Here is a 17216-nt window from a genome sequence, read left to right as displayed (position 1 = left end):
GGGGCGGGGTTGCTGACGTCGGTGTCGTTTCAAGGGCGCTTGGTAAGCGCTTTCCAAGAAGAGTGTACCTTGTCATATGGGAGATGTAACGCCGTCGCTTCGGACGACCGTGTTCAGGCGACTGTGTTTAGAAGACTGTGTTTAGACGATCGTGTTTAGACGATCCGCCCGGTCGGCAGTTTCTCCCCGGCCTCCACCGCCACGTCGATCGAGTTTCCTGCCACCGGCATGGGGCACGTGCCATACGGGGTGAAGGCGCTGGGGTAGTTGATGGCGCGGTTGAAGTCCAGCACCACTGAGCCATCGTGCCGGGGGCGTGAGACGGCCAGTTTGCGCCATTCGTCCGTGGTGTTGCCGTTCGTTTCGTCGTGGAACGTCACGTTGAGGGCGCCGAGCTTCTCGGCTTCAGCATGCAGGCGGATCTCGTGGGGAAGTCCCGGGGCACGGAAAACGATCTCGCCCACGGAGCGGTGCACCCCGTCCACCAAAGGATTGGCCGTCCCGATCGGTACATCCACGGGCTCCGGGTAGGCCTCGAAACGACCCTCAAGCACCCAGTCCGGATTGTATTCATAGGTGGGAACGGCCTCGAATTCCGTCAGTACCGGCGAGGAGTCGTCCCTGGTTCGGATGGCGTACTTGTCCGCGCGCATGGCGAGTTCCACCAGCACCTGGGTGCCGTCCGCGCCGCCGAATTGCACCCACATGAGTGATTCCTCATCCTGGAGGGTGGCCGAAATCGTGCCGTCCACGGGAGCTCCCGTCTCCACGAGCGTGAGTCCATCGGCCGCGCTCGCGGTGAGGGTCGCCGTCGTACCGTCGGTTGACCAGAGTCCCGGGACGAGTTCGACGGCGGCGGGTGCGGATTCGAGCCACTGGAAGGAGGTGAGCGTCAGCCAGCCGTGTTCCGCCGCGAGGGCAGCGTTGCGGCCGTTGCGGAAACGCTGCCAACGTTCCAGCTGGGCATCGGGTGAGGGGGCTGTTGTGCTCATGGTTCCTCCAGCGGTTCAGGCGGTGTGGTCGTTGGATTAACCATGCACCTGCCGCCGCCATTCCCGGAACCCAACTGTCCCCACCGCCACCCTCGCCTCGCGAGCTCGGCCAGGGAACCCTGGCGGCGTGGGCCCCCGCAGTCGTTGTCGTTTACAGCCCTGAAAACGACAACAATTGCTGGTCAGTTGGGTGCGGGCAAGGCACGCGAGCGCGGACAGCTCAGTGGGCCCGCCGCTTCGCTGATCTCCTCATCCCAAGCAAGGCAAGCACCGTTCCGGCGGCCAGGAGCATGACCGCCATTGGGATGACTGCCGTGCCGCCAGCGCCGGTATATGCCAGTGGCGCGGCTGTTGGCTGCGGCTGGGCTGGTGTTTCGGGCGGGCTGGCCACTGGAGCGGTGCTCGGAGCAGGAGTCCCGGTGGTCGGAGTTTCGGTGGTCGGAGTTTCGGTGGGCGGGGGAGTCGCTTGCTCGGTGGCCCCGTCGCGGGTGGGTGTGGGGCTGGCAACGGTGGGCGTCGGCGAGGGCACCGCAGATCCATTCCCCGTTCCAGTGGCGCTGGTTCGGCGGACTTCAACCATCACGGGCGTCTCCTTCCCCGCAACGGTGACGTGGCCCGAGTTTGTGTAGGCATCAAGGTTTGCGTCGGTGACCTTTGTGACGACAAAGAGTTGCACCAGTTCACCCTTCGGCAGGCCCGTCCACGTGACGGTCAACAGCGAGGGCGTGCACGCGATCACGGCAGGGTAGGAGGCCTCATCGCTCGGAGTTGCAATGTTGCCGTCTTGGTCCAAGGCCGTGCCCACGCGCGGAACGATTTGGCTGCAATCGATCTGGGTGCCCGGCCCAGGCGTGTCGGTGATGGTGACGTCGCTCGTTGGCAAGGTAGTGGCTGGCAAATGGAAGACGGACTTCAATTCCGTCTGGGCCGTGTCCGACCACCACATGCCTTTTTCCGGGGTAGCGGGCGGTTTGGGAGCGCAATCTTGTTGGCACGGCTGGTCGATAGTCACGGGAACGCGGATAACCGTGGAGCCAACTTGGAAATCAAGTTGGGTTGTCCCTCCCGACGTCGGTTTCTCCGTGTAGAGGGTGCTGAAACTGCAGGTGCCTCCGATTCCCTGGTGCGAAGCGACGAAGCTGCCCAGTGTGAAGACAACCAGCCCGGAGTCGGATGCATGGGCTGTGGCTACGGTCTCCCCTGCAGGGTTCTTCAGGTCGAAGTCGGTTTGACCGAACCAACGCAATTGCGGTGGAAGCTGCAGGGTGAAGGTGTCGCCCGGCTGGGACCCATCCGGGACCGCCCACCGGCACGTGAAGTCCACCTGCGACCATTGGTCGCCAACGGTCGAAGTTGTGCTGATGGAGGTTATCGCGTTCGGAACAACGGCGGCTTGGGCCGCCTGGACAGGCCAAAAGAACCCGACGGCGGCGAGCAAGGCTCCGAGCAAAGCCGCCAGCAGCGCCGCTGGCGAAGCTGCGGGCAAAGCCCTGGGAAACTCCGTATTCTTGGCCGCGTTCTTGTGATGGATATGGTTCCTCATGCGAGTCCTTTCGATTCCCCCTGGATTGGGTCGCTGAAGGTTCAGTGGAACGGCCTACCCTTTCGTGACGCGGGCCGACGGATCCCGGTGGACCGGAAATCCCCGGAAGAATAGATTCCAAAGCCGCGTCATGACTGGTGGGCTCCGGCCACTGTGTGTATATGGTCAGGAATTTCTACGCTTTTGGGGAAGCCATTAATGGCTCCTAGTACTACCTCTTCAACGGCCGACGCTGCCAGCGACGGTCAACTCATCGCCATGGTCCGTAGCGGGGACCTGGATGCCTATGACGGGCTGTACGCTCGGCACGTCTCCATTGCCTCCACTGTGGCGCGCAGGAACGTTGACAACCTCAGCGACGCCGACGACGTTGTTGCTGAAGCATTCCAGTCCGTTCTGCAGAGCCTGGTGGCGGGCAAAGGGCCCGAACATTTCTTCCGTGCGTACTTGTTGTCGGCGGTGACCCGGCTTTCCCACCACAAGAACCGCAAAGCCGGCCGCACGCTGCCAACCAGCGATGAGACGGTCCTTGACCACAAAATGACGCCGGACGATCCCGCGATCCAGGCCTTCGAATCACAAACGGTGGCCCGCGCGTTCCGCTCGTTACCGGAACGGTGGCAGGCGGCATTGTGGTACTTGGACGTGGAACGGATGAAACCCGCTGCCGTCGCTCCGATCCTGGGGCTCTCGCCCAATGCCGTCTCCGCGCTTGGCTTGCGGGCGCGGGAAGGGCTTCGGCGCCAGTATCTGCAGATGCATGTCAGCGAGACTCCGGAGGGCGCCTGCACGGAATTCGTCTCCCAGTTGGGAACCTATGTTCGCGGTGGTCTGCCCAAATCGGCCGAGGCGAAAGTACGGGACCATCTTGATGGCTGCGCCAAATGCACGGCGGTGCTGCTGGACCTCAAGGACGTCCAGGGAACTATGCGGGCCGTGCTCCTGCCCTTGATCACAGGTGTCCCATTGGCCGCCTGGGGAGGGAAAGCCTCAGGGCTGGGAGTTGCGGGCCACCTACCTGCGGCCCCCGCGGCTTCCGGGGTCGCCGGGATCTCGCAGCCCTTGGTGATGTCGATTTTGGCCGCGCTCGCGGTGGGGCTGGTGGTCGGCGCCCTCGGCATCGTCGAGGTCCTGACCGGCCAGCCGGCACCACGGGCGTATCAGGATGCCGAGGTACGAACCACGCAGCCGCCCCGGCCGACGTCGACGCCGGCACAGCCCGAGGCGCCCGCGCCCGTCGTCTCTGCGTCGCCAGAGCCGCCGCTGCTTCCGGCGTGGCCGAGCGCTCCGGAGCCGCCGGTGGTCGCTGAGCCCCCCTTCGCGTTACCGACTCCGGCGCCAGTGCCCGCGCGGTCCGCCACGCCCGCACCCACTTCCGTGCCGACGTCGACCCCCTCGCCGACGCCGTCGCGAACCTCGACGCCGACGCCGTCGCCCCGTCCGACGCCCACGCGCACGCCGAATCGAGCGAAAGTCACCGGTACCGCGAGCCGCACAGATTCGGGTGTGGACCCCACGACGGCAACGCTGGAACCAGTCTTCACCCTGTCGCCTGGGAGTGGACTCGGGAAGGCCACCGCCGACTTTTCACTCAACAGGCGTGGCTCAATTTCGAGCAGTTCCGTTACCACTCCCGCGGGCTGGACCTGCTCGCCAAAGCCGTTGGATCCTTCCAGCATCAGTTGCGCCACGAATTCGGTGCAGCCTGGCGAATTGAAGTTCACCTTCAACGTCGCCGTCCCGCACTACTGGCATAGCCACACCTTGACGTATGGCTTGAGTGGAACAGGGATTGAAACGAACACCTTCTACTACGACTTCTGATGGACGTACCGGTCTCGAAATTCCCCACGCCTACGGCGTCATGAAGTGCCTATCCGGCTCACTCATTCATCGGCAGTGCCCGAAGGCGGGTAGTAGGCACTAAGCATTTTTTAGGGGAGAAATGAAGGCAACGTTGTTCGCCGTTGCTGTGTTTGTCGGCGCGGCCGCGGTGTATTGGGCGATGGTTCCGGCGGGCCAGCAGTGGTTCATCCGCAAGTTCAGGACACCTCACCGTTTGAGGAGAACGACGGCGGCTCTCGGCGTCGGGATGATTGGGGCCTTGGTGTTGTGCTGTCTTTTCCCGGACCAGCAGGCGTGGCTGCAGGTAGTGGTTCTTCTGGCTGGAACCGGGGTGGTGATTGGTGCGCTGGTGGCCCCGACCCTGCGGATCGACCACACGCTGGCGACGCAGCGCAGGAAGGTCCTGGCGATCGGCGCGCACCCGGATGACCTGGAGTTGGCGTGCGGAGCCACGCTGGCGAAGCTGGTGGACGCGGGCCATGAGGTACGGACCGTGGTGATGAGCACTGGGGGCAGGGGCGGCGATAGTGCGGTCCGGGTGGCGGAGGCGGCCACGGGCTCGGATTTCATGGGGGCTTCCGAGGTTCAGGTCCATGACTTCCGGGACACGAGCCTGTCAGATCACGGGCAGGAAATGGTCCAGGTCATTGAAAACTTGATGAACACCTTCCGGCCGGACGTCGTCATTACGCATTCCGGGAATGACTACCACCAGGACCATCAAGCCGTCCATGCTGCCACCATGCGGGCGGCGCGCCAGCATTCCTCCATCCTGTGCTTTGAAAGTCCGTCGTCCACCCGGCATTTCAACCCGAGCGTGTTCGTGGATATCGAAGGCTATGTGGACGTCAAGATCCATGCAGTGGCCATGCACCGGAACCAGAAGGGCAAACCATATATGAGCGCAGAACGGGTCCGCAGTCTCGCGGCCTTCCGCGGCTCCCAGGTCAAGACCTCCTATGCCGAGGGTTTTGAGCCCGTGCGCCTGCTCGGCTCGGCCGTGGGGGAATTCTGATGGCCAGGATTCTGGTGACCGGCGTAGGCGGGCCGGCCGGGTCCTCGCTGGCAAAGCAATTGATGGAACGCGGACACTATGTCCTGGGTGTGGACATGGAAGCGGTCCGCCCGGGTTTGGCGAGCGACACGCTCGTAGTGCCCGCGGCCAGTTCCCCGGACTTCGTGCAGACCCTCTGCCATCTGGCAATGAAACGGGGCGTCGACCTCGTGGTGCCTACGGTAAGCGACGAACTTCCCCAGGTGTCCGAGGCCCGAGCCCTGTTCGGCGCCGGGGTCGAGGTGTTGATCGCTCCGCGCTTGGCGGTCCACACAGCGAATGACAAATTCCTGACCATGACGGCGCTCAAGGCTGCCGGAATCAGCGTTCCGGAATTCGGGCTCCCTGTGGATTTCGTCTCGGCACAGGACGCAATGGACCGCTTGGGCGGTTCAATAGTGATCAAGCCGCGCGTTTCCCGCGGCGGCAGGGGAGTGCAGCTTGTTGAACACGCTCCCGACGCCGGACATTGGGACGAGCTGGACCGCTTACTGATCGTTCAGCGTTTCGCACCCGGTACCGAGTACGCGCCGGTGGTTTTGCGGCACGGACCGGACCGGGACCCGGACGACGTCGTGGTGGTTCTTGAAAAGACCGAGCTCAAAGAAGGGCGGGTCGGCAACGCCGTCTCGGTCAAAAGGGTGGAGCCCCCGGTAGCCGGAGATGTTGCGGCCCTCGCTGTTGCCGCCGTCGGGGTCCTGGGACTGACCGGACCCGCCGACGTCGACATCAGGCGGATGCCGGACGGCACCCCAGTGATCCTTGAGGTGAACGCCAGATTCGGAGCCAACAGCGCGCAGGCTCCCGAATTGGTTGATGGAGTCCTGCGCAAGTTGCGCGACAGCGCGATTGCAGGGATGGTCTGAGTGACCTTCCTTGAGTTCTTGCTGGAGTTCGTCCGGATCAGCGGCCTGATCATCCTAGGCTTCGGAGCAGTCAAGATCGCCTATGTTCCGCTGGCCATGTTTTTCAATTGGCGCTACCGCGATCGGGCTTCCAGGGACAGGCTGACCATGCTCGACGAGAAACCGCTCGTGTCTGTGATCGTCCCGGGCTATAACGAGGCCGTTGTGATCACCAAGTGCGTGGAGTCCATCTTGGCCAGCCGGTACCGCAGGTTTGAAGTGATTCTGGTGGATGACGGTTCCACGGACGAGACGGCCGCCATCATGGCCGCTCTCGCTGCCGAGCATGACAGGGTCCGCTCTGTCACGCAGGCCAACGCTGGGAAGGGCGCGGCGTTGAACCGCGGGATCGCCTTGTCCCACGGCGACGTCCTGATGTTTGTCGATGCCGACGGGATCTTCGCACCGGACACCCTTCGGCACATGCTCCAGGCATTCGACCACCCGGACGTCGGTGCGGTGTGCGGCGACGACAGGCCGGTCAACCTGAACCGTGTACAGACCCGCATGCTGGCCGTCCTGAGCCACGTGGGGACAGGACTTGTGCGCAGGGCATTGTCCCTCCTGCATTGCCTGCCCATCGTGTCCGGCAACATGGGAGCCTTCCGTCGTGAATTGGTCCAGAGCGTGGGTGGATTCCACGAAGATTCGCTCGGCGAGGACCTCGAGCTGACGTGGCGTGTCTACAAAGCCGGCTACCGGGTTTGTTTCCAGCCCAAGGCCTTGGTCTATGCCGAATCTCCATCCACCGTCCGCGGGCTGTGGCGGCAAAGGGTCCGATGGTCCCGGGGACTCCTGCAGACCCTCCGGATCCACTTGGGCATGGTGGGAAACCTCCGCTACGGGTCCTTCGGCGCGTTCCTGGTGTTCAACACCGTCACCATGGTGATCATCCCGATCCTGCAGCTCCTGGTGCTGGCGGTGCTGCCGTATTTGTATCTGGTTGGCCATGGTCCCGTGCCGGGCGAGGTGCTCGCCATCCTAGGTTGGCTGGGACTCTTCGTTTCCTTGGTGCTGATTGTCATCTCCCTTGGCCTGAACCGTTCCTGGCGCGATCTGCGATATGTGTGGACCTTGCCGTTGTGGCCGCTCTACTCGGTCTTTGTAGGGCTGGCGCTAGCCAGTGCCGTGGGCAAGGAACTCAGGGGAAGCCCTGCACGGTGGAACAAGCTTCAACGTACCGGCGTGGTGTCGGTGCCTGCTTCCTGCATCGGCTCTCCCGAAATGTCCCGCGCTTGAGCGGCTTTTCGGTGGAACTTGCGAGGCCTGCAGCGCTCGCCGGCCTCGTTGCCACAACCGTCCTCCTGGGCGCTTGCGCAACGGATGGGCAGCCCCGACCCGCCGAACGGATGGTCAACCTTGGGTTCGAAGACGTGGCGGTCGAGGACCCGGCCCACCTGAAGCAGCTGGGTGGACGGCTCGACCAAGTGCAGGCCACGGCCGTGTCCATTGCCGTCGGGCGGACCGATTGGACCGCCTTCCCTTGGGAAACGCATCCGGAATCCGCGTCCGCCGAGGTCAAACGGACCGGCCGCGATTTTGTGGCCGAATCGATCGAGGCGCTCCAGCAATCCGGCACAGGGCAGAAGAGGGACATCATCCTCACCATCGATGTCCTGCTGGACAAGGCCATCACTGCCGATCCTTCCTTGGCTGGCCGCAACCCCGCGGGCAAGTCTTCGGGCAGCTTCGCCGGTCTTTCTTCGCTTCGGACTGGCGGTGCAGGTACCAGGCTGGCGGAGTTGGCGGCGGCTGTTGCCAAGAGGTACAGGCCCACCGCCGTCAACCTGACCGAGTTCATGTTCGACGAATACACTTTCGGCCCGGACGATCTGCAGGACTTCACATCAGCCATGCACCGGAGCGATTGGCCCCGCCGCGCGGACGGAACCATAGACACTGCCGCCGCGGACGTGACCACTTGGCGCACGCACGCCATGGCGGACATCTTGCGCAAGGTCCGCTCCGCCGTCGAACCTTTTGGGGTGGACCTGGACATGGACGTCCGCTCTCCGAGCGTGTCCGCCAGTGCGGACCGTGCGGACAGTGGCCAGGACTATGACCTCCTCTTGGAGCAGCTGGACCGGATCCATGTGTGGGAGTACGTGGGCCTGAACAACGAGCGATCACCGGGGACGGAACAGCTCGTCAAGGCGCTGCGGCAGCGCGCAGGGACGCGGTACTCCCTGTCTATCGGACTGTGGTCCGGGGATGGTTCCATCTCTCCGGACGAGCTGGAGCGGACCTTGCGTCTCGCGGCCGACGGCGGTGCGGCATCAGTTTCCGTCACGCCCGCCAGCCTCTTGGGTGACGGGCATTGGGACGCGCTCCGCCGGGCGTGGGCACGGTGACCAAACTGACTCGCATTAGGTGTCGTTTTGAGCCCCCAAAACGACAACTACTGCGAGCTAGTTGGGCGTGAGGCGGGTGCGGAAGCGGACGGGGCGACAACATTTGAGACCGATTGCCACCGCCGGAGCGGCTGCGGGTAAGATTCCCTAGGAATATTAGTAATCCGGCTCACAGTATCCAGCGCAGTGTACGGGCCACACCCAACGCCAGAAGGTATTTTTCATGGTTGACACTGCACATCTCAGCACCGACCTTGCCGCGGAACTCCGGGCCGACGTCCGCCGCGTCTCCACGCTTCTCGGAGAGTCGCTGGTCCGCCAGCACGGCCCGGAGCTGCTGCAGCTTGTCGAGCAGGTGCGCCTGCTCACCAAGGAATCCAAGGAAGCCGCCCGGGGCGGCGCTGACGCCACCGGCCCGTGGAGCGCGCACGACGTCGTCGCCCAGGTCCGCGAGCTGCTTGCCTCATTGCCGCTTGAGGAAGCCACTGAGCTGGTCCGCGCCTTTGCCTTCTATTTCCACCTCGCCAACGCCGCCGAGCAAGTGCACCGCGTCCGCGGACTGCGCACACGCCAGGAAAAGGACGGCTGGTTGGCCAAAGCCGTGGCCGAGATCGCCGATGAGGCGGGAACCCAGGCCCTGCAGGACGTCGTCAATGAGCTGGACGTTCGCCCCATTTTCACTGCGCACCCCACCGAGGCTTCCCGCCGTTCGGTGCTGGACAAGATCCGTAAGCTCTCGGACTTGCTGGCCGAATCCACCCTTGAGGGCACGGCCGCCCGCCGGCGCCAGGACCGCCAACTCGCCGAGATCATCGACCAGATGTGGCAAACGGACGAATTGCGCCAAGTCCGTCCCTCCCCGGTGGACGAGGCCCGCAACGCCATCTACTACCTGAGCAGCATCCTGACCGACGCCATGCCGGAAATGCTCACGGACCTTACCGAACTGCTCGGTGAGCACGGCGTGGTCCTGCCCGCGCAGAACGCCCCCATCCGCTTCGGTTCCTGGATCGGCGGAGACCGCGACGGCAACCCGAATGTCACCGCTTCGGTCACGCGCGAAATCCTGCAGCTTCAGAACCAGCATGCCGTCCGGATCAGCATCTCGATGATCGACGAACTGATTTCAGTCCTCTCCAACTCCACCGCATTGGTGGATGCGGAAGAAGACCTCCTGGACTCGATCGCCGTCGACCTCAAGAACCTGCCTGGCTTGGACAAGCGCATCCTTGAGCTGAACGCGCAGGAGCCGTACCGCCTCAAACTGACGTGCATCAAGGCCAAGCTCATCAATACCGGCCGCCGCGTGGCTGCGTCCAATTACCACGAAGCCGGCCGCGACTACGCCTCAACCTCGGAGCTGCTGGCCGAACTCGAGCTGCTGGAAGCCTCGCTGCGCAAGCACTCGGCCGCGCTCGTGGCCGACGGCGCCCTGGCCCGCGTCCGCCGCGCGATCGCCTCCTTCGGGCTGCACCTGGCGACCCTCGACATCCGTGAGCATGCCGACTACCACCACGACGCCGTCGGGCAGTTGGTGGATAGGCTCGGCGTCGGCACTCCCTACGGGGAGTTGAGCCGCGCCGAACGCTTCGAGCGGCTGAGCGCGGAGCTGGCTTCGCGCCGCCCGCTCTCCGGCCACCCCATCAAGCTCGACGGCGACGGCGACCGCACGTACGACGTCTTCCGCAGCATCCGCCACGCCCTCCAGACGTACGGTCCGGACGTCGTCGAAACCTACATCATCTCCATGACGCGCGGCGCGGACGACGTCCTGGCCGCCGCGGTGCTGGCACGCGAAGCCGGGCTGATCGATCTCTTCGGCTCGGCTCCTTATGCCAAGATCGGTTTCGCCCCGCTCCTGGAAACCGTGGAAGAGCTGCGTGCCTCGGCGGAAATCGTGGACCTGCTGCTCTCGGATCCGTCTTACCGCGAGCTCGTCCGGTTGCGTGGGGATGTCCAGGAGATCATGCTCGGCTACTCGGACTCCAACAAGGAGTCCGGCGTGATGACCAGCCAATGGGAGATCCACAAAACCCAGCGCAAGTTGCGCGACGTCGCCGCCAAACACGGCGTCAACGTCCGGCTGTTCCATGGCCGAGGCGGTTCCGTAGGCCGTGGCGGCGGACCCACCTACGACGCCATCATGGCCCAGCCCAACGGCGTGCTCGAAGGCGCCATCAAGTTCACCGAGCAAGGCGAAGTCATCTCGGACAAGTACTCCCTGCCGGAGCTCGCCCGAGAAAACCTGGAACTCTCCCTGGCCGCCGTGATGCAGGGTTCCGCGCTGCACCGCACCCCGCGCACCTCCGACGACGAGCGCGAACGCTACGGCCAGGTCATGGAGATCATTTCCGATGCCGCGTTTGCCCAGTACCGCACGCTCATCGACGATCCGGACCTGCCCGCCTACTTCCTGGCGTCGACGCCGGTGGAGCAGCTCGGATCCCTGAACATCGGCTCGCGGCCCTCCAAGCGCCCCGATTCCGGCGCAGGACTGGGTGGTCTCCGGGCCATCCCGTGGGTCTTCGGTTGGACGCAGTCGCGTCAGATCGTGCCGGGCTGGTTCGGCGTGGGATCGGGTCTCAAGGCCGCCCGCGAGGCAGGCAACACGGCCGAGCTCGCCGAGATGATGAAGCGCTGGCACTTCTTCCGGTCCGTGATTTCCAACGTGGAGATGACCCTGGCCAAGACGGACATGGACATCGCCGGGCACTATGTGTCCTCTTTGGTTCCGGAAGAGCTGCACCACCTCTTCAAGGCGATCCGCGCTGAATACGATCTTACGGTTGCCGAGGTGGAGCTCCTGAGCGGCGAGACCGAGCTCCTGGAAGCCCAGCCGACACTCAAGCGCTCCCTCGAAATCCGCGATCAATACCTCGACCCCATCAGCTACCTGCAGGTGGAGTTGTTGCGCCGCGTCCGCGAAGCCTCCATTTCCGGCGCCGAGATCGACGAACGCCTCCAGCGGGCCATGCTCATCACCGTCAACGGTGTCGCCGCCGGCCTCCGCAACACCGGCTAGCGGGTTCCCCTCCCTTCCGACGCTCGATCACTTATGTGGGTGTTTCCCGCGACGCTCGCTCAGATCAAGTGAGCGAGCGTTTCCGGTGGGGGCGCCATACGTGAGCGAGCGTTTAGGGTTGGGGGATGCCTTCGTTCCAGACCAAGTTGAAGATCACCGGGCTCAAGCCAGGCAATCCGCCGGAGTCGGTGATGGCCGCAGCGCTTGAGGCCTTGGAAACGCGGCACCATGTCGAATCCAATCAGCTGGACATTGTTGGTGGCGTCGCCCAGATCAGCCTTCGCTTCCTCGTGGAGCCGCGCGACTATCCTGGTGAGAACAGCGAGGCCCGCGCGTCGGCAGCCATGATGCGCGACGCCGTCGAACGCGTGGCGCTCACAGGGAACCTTTACGTGCTGCGCCGCAAGCGGGGGAAATGGTCGCCGATCTGAGTCCGACGGCGGCAGCGCCTAAAGGTGCGGCGGCTCGCCCGGCTCGTCCACCGGCGAGCGGTCGCCCCGTTTGCGCGTGACGATCACGCCCACGACGATGCCGATCAGCAGTCCCGCGCCGACGCCGATCAGGGAGCTTGCCCAGAACGGAAGCTTCGTCGTCGAGCCCGCAAAGTAACCCAGTCCGGTCTGCCACGCCGCCCACAACAGGCCGCCCAAGCCGGCGCAGAGGCTGAACCCGCGCGAGGAAACCTCGGCGATTCCCGCAGCTGCCGACGCTGCGAGCCGCCCTCCCAGGATGAACCGGCCGCCGATGATCGCGCCGTAAGTGGACGAGCGGCCGGCCTTGGCTATGGCCTGATGGATGCCGCGGTGGACTTTGCGGCCCCAAGCCCAGCGGTCCAGGACATGTCCCAGCCGGCGCTTGAAGAGCTGGAAAACGAGGATGTCGCCCAGCCAGGACGCACCGGCGGCCAACAAACCCAACAGCCACGGGTTGACCCGGCCCTCAGCGGCCAGCGCGCCGCCGGTGATCACGAGCATCCCGGAGGGTATGGGTGGCAAGATCGCGTTGCCCACCACCATGGGGATGATCCAGAAATAGATCGCGGCTCCCCAGCCTTCAGCAGTGGTGATGTCCATGGCCTCAAATTACCCCACTTTGGTGCATTCGCCGGAGTGCCGTGGAAGACTGGCGCCATGCGGCTCGAGATCCTGCAAGGTGACATCACCACGCGCGACGTCGACGCGATCGTCAACGCGGCCAACTCATCTTTGATGGGCGGCGGCGGAGTCGACGGCGCCATCCACCGCGCCGCCGGCCGCGAGCTCCTCGCGGCATGCATGGAAGTGCGCGAGCGGTACCCGCATGGCCTGCCGGTGGGCCAGGCCGTGGCCACTCCCGGCTTCAAATTGCCTGCCCGATGGGTGATCCACACCGTTGGTCCCAACCGGCATGCCGGCCAGAACGATCCGGAACTTTTGGCGTCGTGTTTCCGCGAGAGCCTGAAGGTGGCAGTGTCCCTCGGAGCGCGTTCCGTTGCCTTCCCTGCGGTCAGCGCGGGAGTCTACGGCTGGGACGCGCGCGAGGTCGCCACTGTAGCGCTCGACGTCGTCGGCCGGGTCGGCGCCGAAAGCTCCAGTAGGCTGGAACTCGTGGAATTTGTGCTGTTCAGTGCCGAGACGGCAGGCGTGTTTCGGAGCGTGTTCGGGCCCTGACTGGCTCGGGGAACCGATGGTTTCCGTAGGTCATTGTCGCTGCCACACGCCCGTCCTAAGATCAAAAAACAGGGTCCCGGCTCTCCCTGTCGGGGCCGAGTTTAGGGAGGTACGTGATGTTGATCGAAGAAGTTCGGCAGCTGGATGAACGGGGCATGGCGGCCTGGGACCAGCACAATGCCGACGACTTTGCTGACATGTTCGCGGATGATTTCACGCTGTCGGACGTGTCTCTGCCCGATGCCCTGCACTCGACGGACCAGGTGCGGCAGTACATGGAGACATGGTTCACCGCATTTCCCGATATGCACGTCCGCAGCATCAACCGCGTGGTAACTGAGGACGCCGTAGCCGCTGAAGTCGAATTCACCGGAACGAATACCGGCCCCCTCGTAGTTGGAGGTATGGAAGTGCCTGCAACAGGAAAGAGCGTCAAAGGCACAGGCACCTACTTTGTCTCAGTCCGGGACGGCAAGATCACCTCGTTCAGCGCCCACCCTGATGTCGCCGGAATGATGGTTCAACTTGGCATGATGCCGGAGGCATAGTCACGCGTTGCGTGTTCACTTTGGGCCCCGTTGCCGCGCTGCCGGGGAAGCGTCAGGCGGGGCCCTCTTCAAGAACAGTCTTAAGCTGTCCAAGCTGTCCGACTTCCGATTCCATGGTCTTGGTGATCATGGATCCCATGAGTTTCATGAAGCCCTTGGGCTGGAGGTCCAAGGCAAATCGCACCGTGGTGCGGCCGTCGGTTTCGTCCAGGGTGAAGGATCCAGTTGGACGGGCCGGGCCGGCAATCACCTGGAAATCGAGGCGCTTGCCCGGCTGGGCTGTGACGATTTCGTAATCGCCGTCGATCGAACGGCCGCCGGGGCCTGCCATGGTCTGGGAGTACACGGCACCCAGGGCGCCTGCTTCGCCGCTCGCCAGGGCAACAGTCTTGACGGCCGGACGCCAGAGCTTGTTGTTCAGCCCGTCCGCCAAGAAGGCGTAGACGTCGTTTGCGGGGCGGTTGATCGAGACTTCGTTTTCAGCGTGGGCCATGGGGTTCCTTTTCGCGAGATCGAACACCGCCCGCGGTTGCCGGGCCGGCAAGATTGAGCTTATACGCCCGGCTCGCTCTGGGTGCGGAACACACCTTGGTTTCGGCGCCGCACCGGGTGTCCACCCCGATCCTCGATCACATATGTGGGTGTTTGGCCGGACGCTCCTGCAGATATGCCGCCCTTGCGGTCAGCCCTCCTGCAGATATGAGCAAGGGTGGACATGTCCCTAATTTCAAGTGAGCGAGCGTTGGGGGGAAGGGCGCCAGAGGTGAGGGAGGGTTGGGGGAAAGGGCGCCAGAGGTGAGGGAGGGTTGGGGGTTTGGGCCCCCATACCTGAGGGAGGGTTGGGGGTTTGGGCCCCCATACCTGAGGGAGCGTTTGGGTTTGGGCCCCCATACCTGAGGGAGCGTTTGGGTTTGGGCGGGGTCATGCCGGGCGGGCTTCGCTTAACTCGAGGCGGCTTCGGTATTCCACGGCTTGCTTGCTGATGGGGTCCACGAAGCGGATGCCGCGGGCGAGCAACTGCAAGGGCTTGGAGTAGTCGTCCGGGGCCTTGTCCAGGAGCTCGGGGTAGAACGCGTCGTTCACGATTCCCAGTCCGAGCGAAGCCATGTGCACCCGGAGCTGGTGGGTCTTTCCGGTGTGGGGCTCGAGCCTGTACAGCGCGCGGCGAGGCGGGCCGCCGTCGTGAGCCCCGCCGTCGAACGTTCTCAGCAGCTCAATGCGCGTTTCCGCGTTGGGTTCGCCGTCGATGACTTCGGCGAGGAGGTAGCTGCGGGATTTGGTCATGCGGTTGCGCACTACGGCGGGGAACCTGACGGCGGGAAAGCCGGCGGCGGGTGCGGCTGCCGAGACGCACTCGTACTCCTTTTGCACCTGGCGTTTTTCGAAGAGCACCTGGTACTTGCCGCGGGTCTTCGGATTGGTGGAGAGCAAGAGTACACCGGCGGTCATCCGGTCGAGGCGATGCATCGGGATCAGGTCCGGCAAGGCTAGCTGGTTCCGGAGCCGGACGAGCGCCGATTCCTGGATGTAGGTGCCGCCCGGGGTGGTGGGCAGGAAGTGGGGCTTGTCCACTACTAGGAGGTGCTCGTCTTGGTGCAGGATGTCGATCTCCACGGGCATGCGCGTCTCCGGCGGGAGGGTGCGGTAGTACCAAATGAAGGTGTGTTCTTCGAGGGGAGTCTGGCGGTCAAGGGCCGCGCCGCCCTCGCCGACAATTTCGCCGGCGTCGAACCTGTCCTCGATGCCTTGGGGATCGATGTGGCCCCAGCGGTGCATCATGTAGTCCATCGCGGTGTCCCACGGTCCCTCATCCGGGAGGCGCAGACGGGTGGCGTTGACGCCGTCGCGCACTGGAAGGGGGGATTGCATCACCGGTCCATTCTACCGGGGGCGCTAGTTGTGGACGCCGGCGAGCGCCGACGACAAAAAAGTTCTTGACAAGAAAAGTTGTCGGTAGGCACAATGGAACCATGTTGGACATCGAAGTGATCGAGGACCCCGCTGCGGCGGAAGCGTCGCTGGACCCGATCCGCACCCGCATTCTGCAGGAGCTGGCCGAGCCCGGTTCCGCAACGCAACTGGCGGTCAAGGTGGGCCTGCCCCGGCAGAAGGTCAACTACCATCTCAAGGCGCTGGAACGTCATGGGCTCGTCGAGCTTGTGGAGGAGCGGAAGAAGGGCAACGTCACCGAACGCGTTTTGCGCGCGACGGCGGCGTCGTACCTGATCTCGCCGGTGGCGCTCGCGTCTGTCGCCCCGGATCCCCGACGCTTCTCGGACCGCTTTTCTGCCTTCTGGCTTCTGGCCCTCGCGGCCCGGACGGTCCAGGAGATGGGCAAGCTGATAGCGGGCGCCGCCGCGGCCAAAAAGAAGCTTGCGAGTTTCGCGATCGACGGCGAAATCACCTTCCGTTCGGCGTCGGACCGCGCCGCTTTTGCCGAGGAACTCGGCGTCGCGGTGACCCGCCTCGTGGACAAGTACCACGACGGCGGAACTGGCGCTTCGACCGAAACAGTGAGCGGCGCACGCAAGCACCGCCTCGTCGTCGTACTTCATCCCGCACTCAAGACAAACACGCAGCACTCTCCGGAAAAGGAACAGGACAATGACTGATAACCGTGAATTCGAAATCGTGGCCGACACCGAACTGCCCGGCACTCCTGAACGGGCCTGGCAGGCTGTCACCCAGGACACCTCGGCGTGGATGTTCCCCACCGATGAGTGGCCGGCCGTGAAAACCGTGGACGAATACCCCAGCCACCTCGTGACCCGGATGGAGGGGCCGGACGGCTGGTTCAACCAGCTCGAACACGTCTTGGAACCGCTCGACGGCGGCCGGGCCAAACTGCACTACGTCCACAGCGGCATCTTCGCGGACAACTGGGAAGAGCAGTACGACGGCGCCAGCAAGCACACCGAGTTCTACCTTCATACCCTGGGCCAATACCTGCAGTACTTCGACGGCAAGCCCGTGGTCTTCACGGACATCCAAGGCCCGGCGGCCTCGCAGACCTCCGACGGGTTCGTGAAGCTGAAGAAGGCACTCGGCTTGGACGGCGTTCCGCAGGGTTCACCTGTTGAGGTGGAGGTCGACGGCGTCGGGCGGCTAAGTGGGGAAGTTGACTTCTCCAACCAGCACTTCCTGGGCCTGCGCACGGCCGACACTCTGTACCGCTTCTTCGGACGCAACTCCTTCGGCGCCCCCGTGGGCATGACCGTGCACGATTTCAGCGGCAATAGCGACTCCGAACTGACCGCCAAGGCCTGGGGTGGGTTCTTGGAGACGGTGTACGCGTAAAGGCGGCGAC

The 17216-nt window shown here is 64.2% G+C and carries 16 protein-coding genes; 11 read left to right on the top strand and 5 right to left on the bottom strand.

What is annotated here, in order from left to right; all coding sequences use genetic code 11:
- Positions 1-155 precede the first annotated feature (155 nt).
- Together OW521_RS11195 and OW521_RS11190 are read right to left on the bottom strand one after the other, a co-directional pair.
- A complete protein-coding gene (locus OW521_RS11195; RefSeq protein ID WP_268025433.1) occupies positions 156-992 on the bottom strand; it encodes a DUF1684 domain-containing protein in 837 nt (278 codons plus the stop codon).
- Positions 993-1212: 220 nt separating this feature from the next.
- Positions 1213-2535: an Ig-like domain-containing protein gene (locus tag OW521_RS11190; protein ID WP_268025431.1), complete on the bottom strand. Its 1323-nt coding sequence runs from the start codon at positions 2533-2535 to the stop codon at positions 1213-1215.
- Between the two features lie 198 nt (positions 2536-2733).
- Here OW521_RS11190 and OW521_RS11185 point away from each other — a divergent pair, with 198 nt between their 5' ends.
- From OW521_RS11185 to OW521_RS11155, 7 genes are all read left to right on the top strand, one after another.
- Entirely contained in the window at positions 2734-4359 is a 1626-nt protein-coding gene (locus OW521_RS11185) for a zf-HC2 domain-containing protein (protein WP_268025429.1), read from the top strand.
- A 121-nt stretch (positions 4360-4480) separates the two neighbouring features.
- On the top strand, positions 4481-5395 hold the full coding sequence (locus tag OW521_RS11180) for a PIG-L deacetylase family protein (RefSeq protein ID WP_268025427.1): 915 nt from the start codon (positions 4481-4483) through the stop codon (positions 5393-5395).
- Positions 5395-6300, top strand: coding sequence for an ATP-grasp domain-containing protein (locus tag OW521_RS11175; protein WP_268025425.1), 906 nt, complete (start codon positions 5395-5397; stop codon positions 6298-6300). Before OW521_RS11180 ends, OW521_RS11175 begins: the two co-directional genes overlap by 1 nt.
- Positions 6301-7578, top strand: a complete 1278-nt coding sequence (locus tag OW521_RS11170; RefSeq protein WP_268025423.1) for a glycosyltransferase — start codon at positions 6301-6303, stop codon at positions 7576-7578.
- Positions 7575-8690: a hypothetical protein gene (locus OW521_RS11165; RefSeq protein ID WP_268025421.1), complete on the top strand. Its 1116-nt coding sequence runs from the start codon at positions 7575-7577 to the stop codon at positions 8688-8690. Before OW521_RS11170 ends, OW521_RS11165 begins: the two co-directional genes overlap by 4 nt.
- 223 nt (positions 8691-8913) lie before the next feature.
- The gene (gene ppc, locus OW521_RS11160) at positions 8914-11712 is read left to right on the top strand and encodes a phosphoenolpyruvate carboxylase (RefSeq protein ID WP_268025419.1); all 2799 of its coding nucleotides are present in this window, start codon (positions 8914-8916) and stop codon (positions 11710-11712) included.
- Between the two features lie 125 nt (positions 11713-11837).
- A complete protein-coding gene (locus OW521_RS11155) occupies positions 11838-12143 on the top strand; it encodes a hypothetical protein (protein ID WP_268025417.1) in 306 nt (101 codons plus the stop codon).
- Positions 12144-12161: 18 nt separating this feature from the next.
- On the opposite strand, the gene OW521_RS11150 is transcribed toward OW521_RS11155, so the two are convergent.
- Entirely contained in the window at positions 12162-12785 is a 624-nt protein-coding gene (locus OW521_RS11150; RefSeq protein ID WP_268025415.1) for a DedA family protein, read from the bottom strand.
- Positions 12786-12842: 57 nt separating this feature from the next.
- Between OW521_RS11150 and OW521_RS11145 the strand changes: the two genes are divergently transcribed.
- Both OW521_RS11145 and OW521_RS11140 read left to right on the top strand, forming a co-directional pair.
- Positions 12843-13361 (top strand): O-acetyl-ADP-ribose deacetylase, encoded by a 519-nt coding sequence (locus tag OW521_RS11145; protein ID WP_268025413.1) that lies wholly within the window; start codon positions 12843-12845, stop codon positions 13359-13361.
- A 116-nt stretch (positions 13362-13477) separates the two neighbouring features.
- Positions 13478-13909, top strand: coding sequence for an ester cyclase (locus OW521_RS11140; protein WP_268025411.1), 432 nt, complete (start codon positions 13478-13480; stop codon positions 13907-13909).
- 52 nt (positions 13910-13961) lie between these two features.
- Here the strand turns inward: OW521_RS11140 and OW521_RS11135 are convergent, their stop codons facing one another.
- Both OW521_RS11135 and OW521_RS11130 read right to left on the bottom strand, forming a co-directional pair.
- Entirely contained in the window at positions 13962-14402 is a 441-nt protein-coding gene (locus OW521_RS11135; protein WP_268025409.1) for an SRPBCC family protein, read from the bottom strand.
- 428 nt (positions 14403-14830) lie between these two features.
- Positions 14831-15778, bottom strand: coding sequence for an RluA family pseudouridine synthase (locus tag OW521_RS11130; RefSeq protein WP_268025407.1), 948 nt, complete (start codon positions 15776-15778; stop codon positions 14831-14833).
- A 101-nt stretch (positions 15779-15879) separates the two neighbouring features.
- On the opposite strand from OW521_RS11130, the gene OW521_RS11125 reads away from it, so the two are divergent.
- On the top strand, positions 15880-16521 hold the full coding sequence (locus OW521_RS11125) for an ArsR/SmtB family transcription factor (protein ID WP_268025405.1): 642 nt from the start codon (positions 15880-15882) through the stop codon (positions 16519-16521).
- Positions 16514-17206 (top strand): SRPBCC family protein, encoded by a 693-nt coding sequence (locus tag OW521_RS11120; RefSeq protein ID WP_268025403.1) that lies wholly within the window; start codon positions 16514-16516, stop codon positions 17204-17206. Before OW521_RS11125 ends, OW521_RS11120 begins: the two co-directional genes overlap by 8 nt.
- Positions 17207-17216 lie beyond the last annotated feature (10 nt).

This window comes from Arthrobacter sp. MMS18-M83 (assembly GCF_026683955.1).
In the GTDB taxonomy this organism is placed as follows: Bacteria; Actinomycetota; Actinomycetes; order Actinomycetales; family Micrococcaceae; genus Arthrobacter.
Note: the sequence above shows the minus strand (reverse complement) of the source record. Positions and strands in the feature narration are given on the sequence as shown.

Coding starts and splice junctions, on each gene's coding strand:
- OW521_RS11195 (WP_268025433.1), bottom strand. CDS start 992: ATGAGCACAACAGCCCCCTCACCCGATGCCCAGCTGGAACGTTGGCAG.
- OW521_RS11190 (WP_268025431.1), bottom strand. CDS start 2,535: ATGAGGAACCATATCCATCACAAGAACGCGGCCAAGAATACGGAGTTT.
- OW521_RS11185 (WP_268025429.1), top strand. CDS start 2,734: ATGGCTCCTAGTACTACCTCTTCAACGGCCGACGCTGCCAGCGACGGT.
- OW521_RS11180 (WP_268025427.1), top strand. CDS start 4,481: ATGAAGGCAACGTTGTTCGCCGTTGCTGTGTTTGTCGGCGCGGCCGCG.
- OW521_RS11175 (WP_268025425.1), top strand. CDS start 5,395: ATGGCCAGGATTCTGGTGACCGGCGTAGGCGGGCCGGCCGGGTCCTCG.
- ppc (WP_268025419.1), top strand. CDS start 8,914: ATGGTTGACACTGCACATCTCAGCACCGACCTTGCCGCGGAACTCCGG.
- OW521_RS11155 (WP_268025417.1), top strand. CDS start 11,838: ATGCCTTCGTTCCAGACCAAGTTGAAGATCACCGGGCTCAAGCCAGGC.
- OW521_RS11150 (WP_268025415.1), bottom strand. CDS start 12,785: ATGGACATCACCACTGCTGAAGGCTGGGGAGCCGCGATCTATTTCTGG.
- OW521_RS11145 (WP_268025413.1), top strand. CDS start 12,843: ATGCGGCTCGAGATCCTGCAAGGTGACATCACCACGCGCGACGTCGAC.
- OW521_RS11140 (WP_268025411.1), top strand. CDS start 13,478: ATGTTGATCGAAGAAGTTCGGCAGCTGGATGAACGGGGCATGGCGGCC.
- OW521_RS11135 (WP_268025409.1), bottom strand. CDS start 14,402: ATGGCCCACGCTGAAAACGAAGTCTCGATCAACCGCCCCGCAAACGAC.
- OW521_RS11130 (WP_268025407.1), bottom strand. CDS start 15,778: ATGCAATCCCCCCTTCCAGTGCGCGACGGCGTCAACGCCACCCGTCTG.
- OW521_RS11125 (WP_268025405.1), top strand. CDS start 15,880: ATGTTGGACATCGAAGTGATCGAGGACCCCGCTGCGGCGGAAGCGTCG.
- OW521_RS11120 (WP_268025403.1), top strand. CDS start 16,514: ATGACTGATAACCGTGAATTCGAAATCGTGGCCGACACCGAACTGCCC.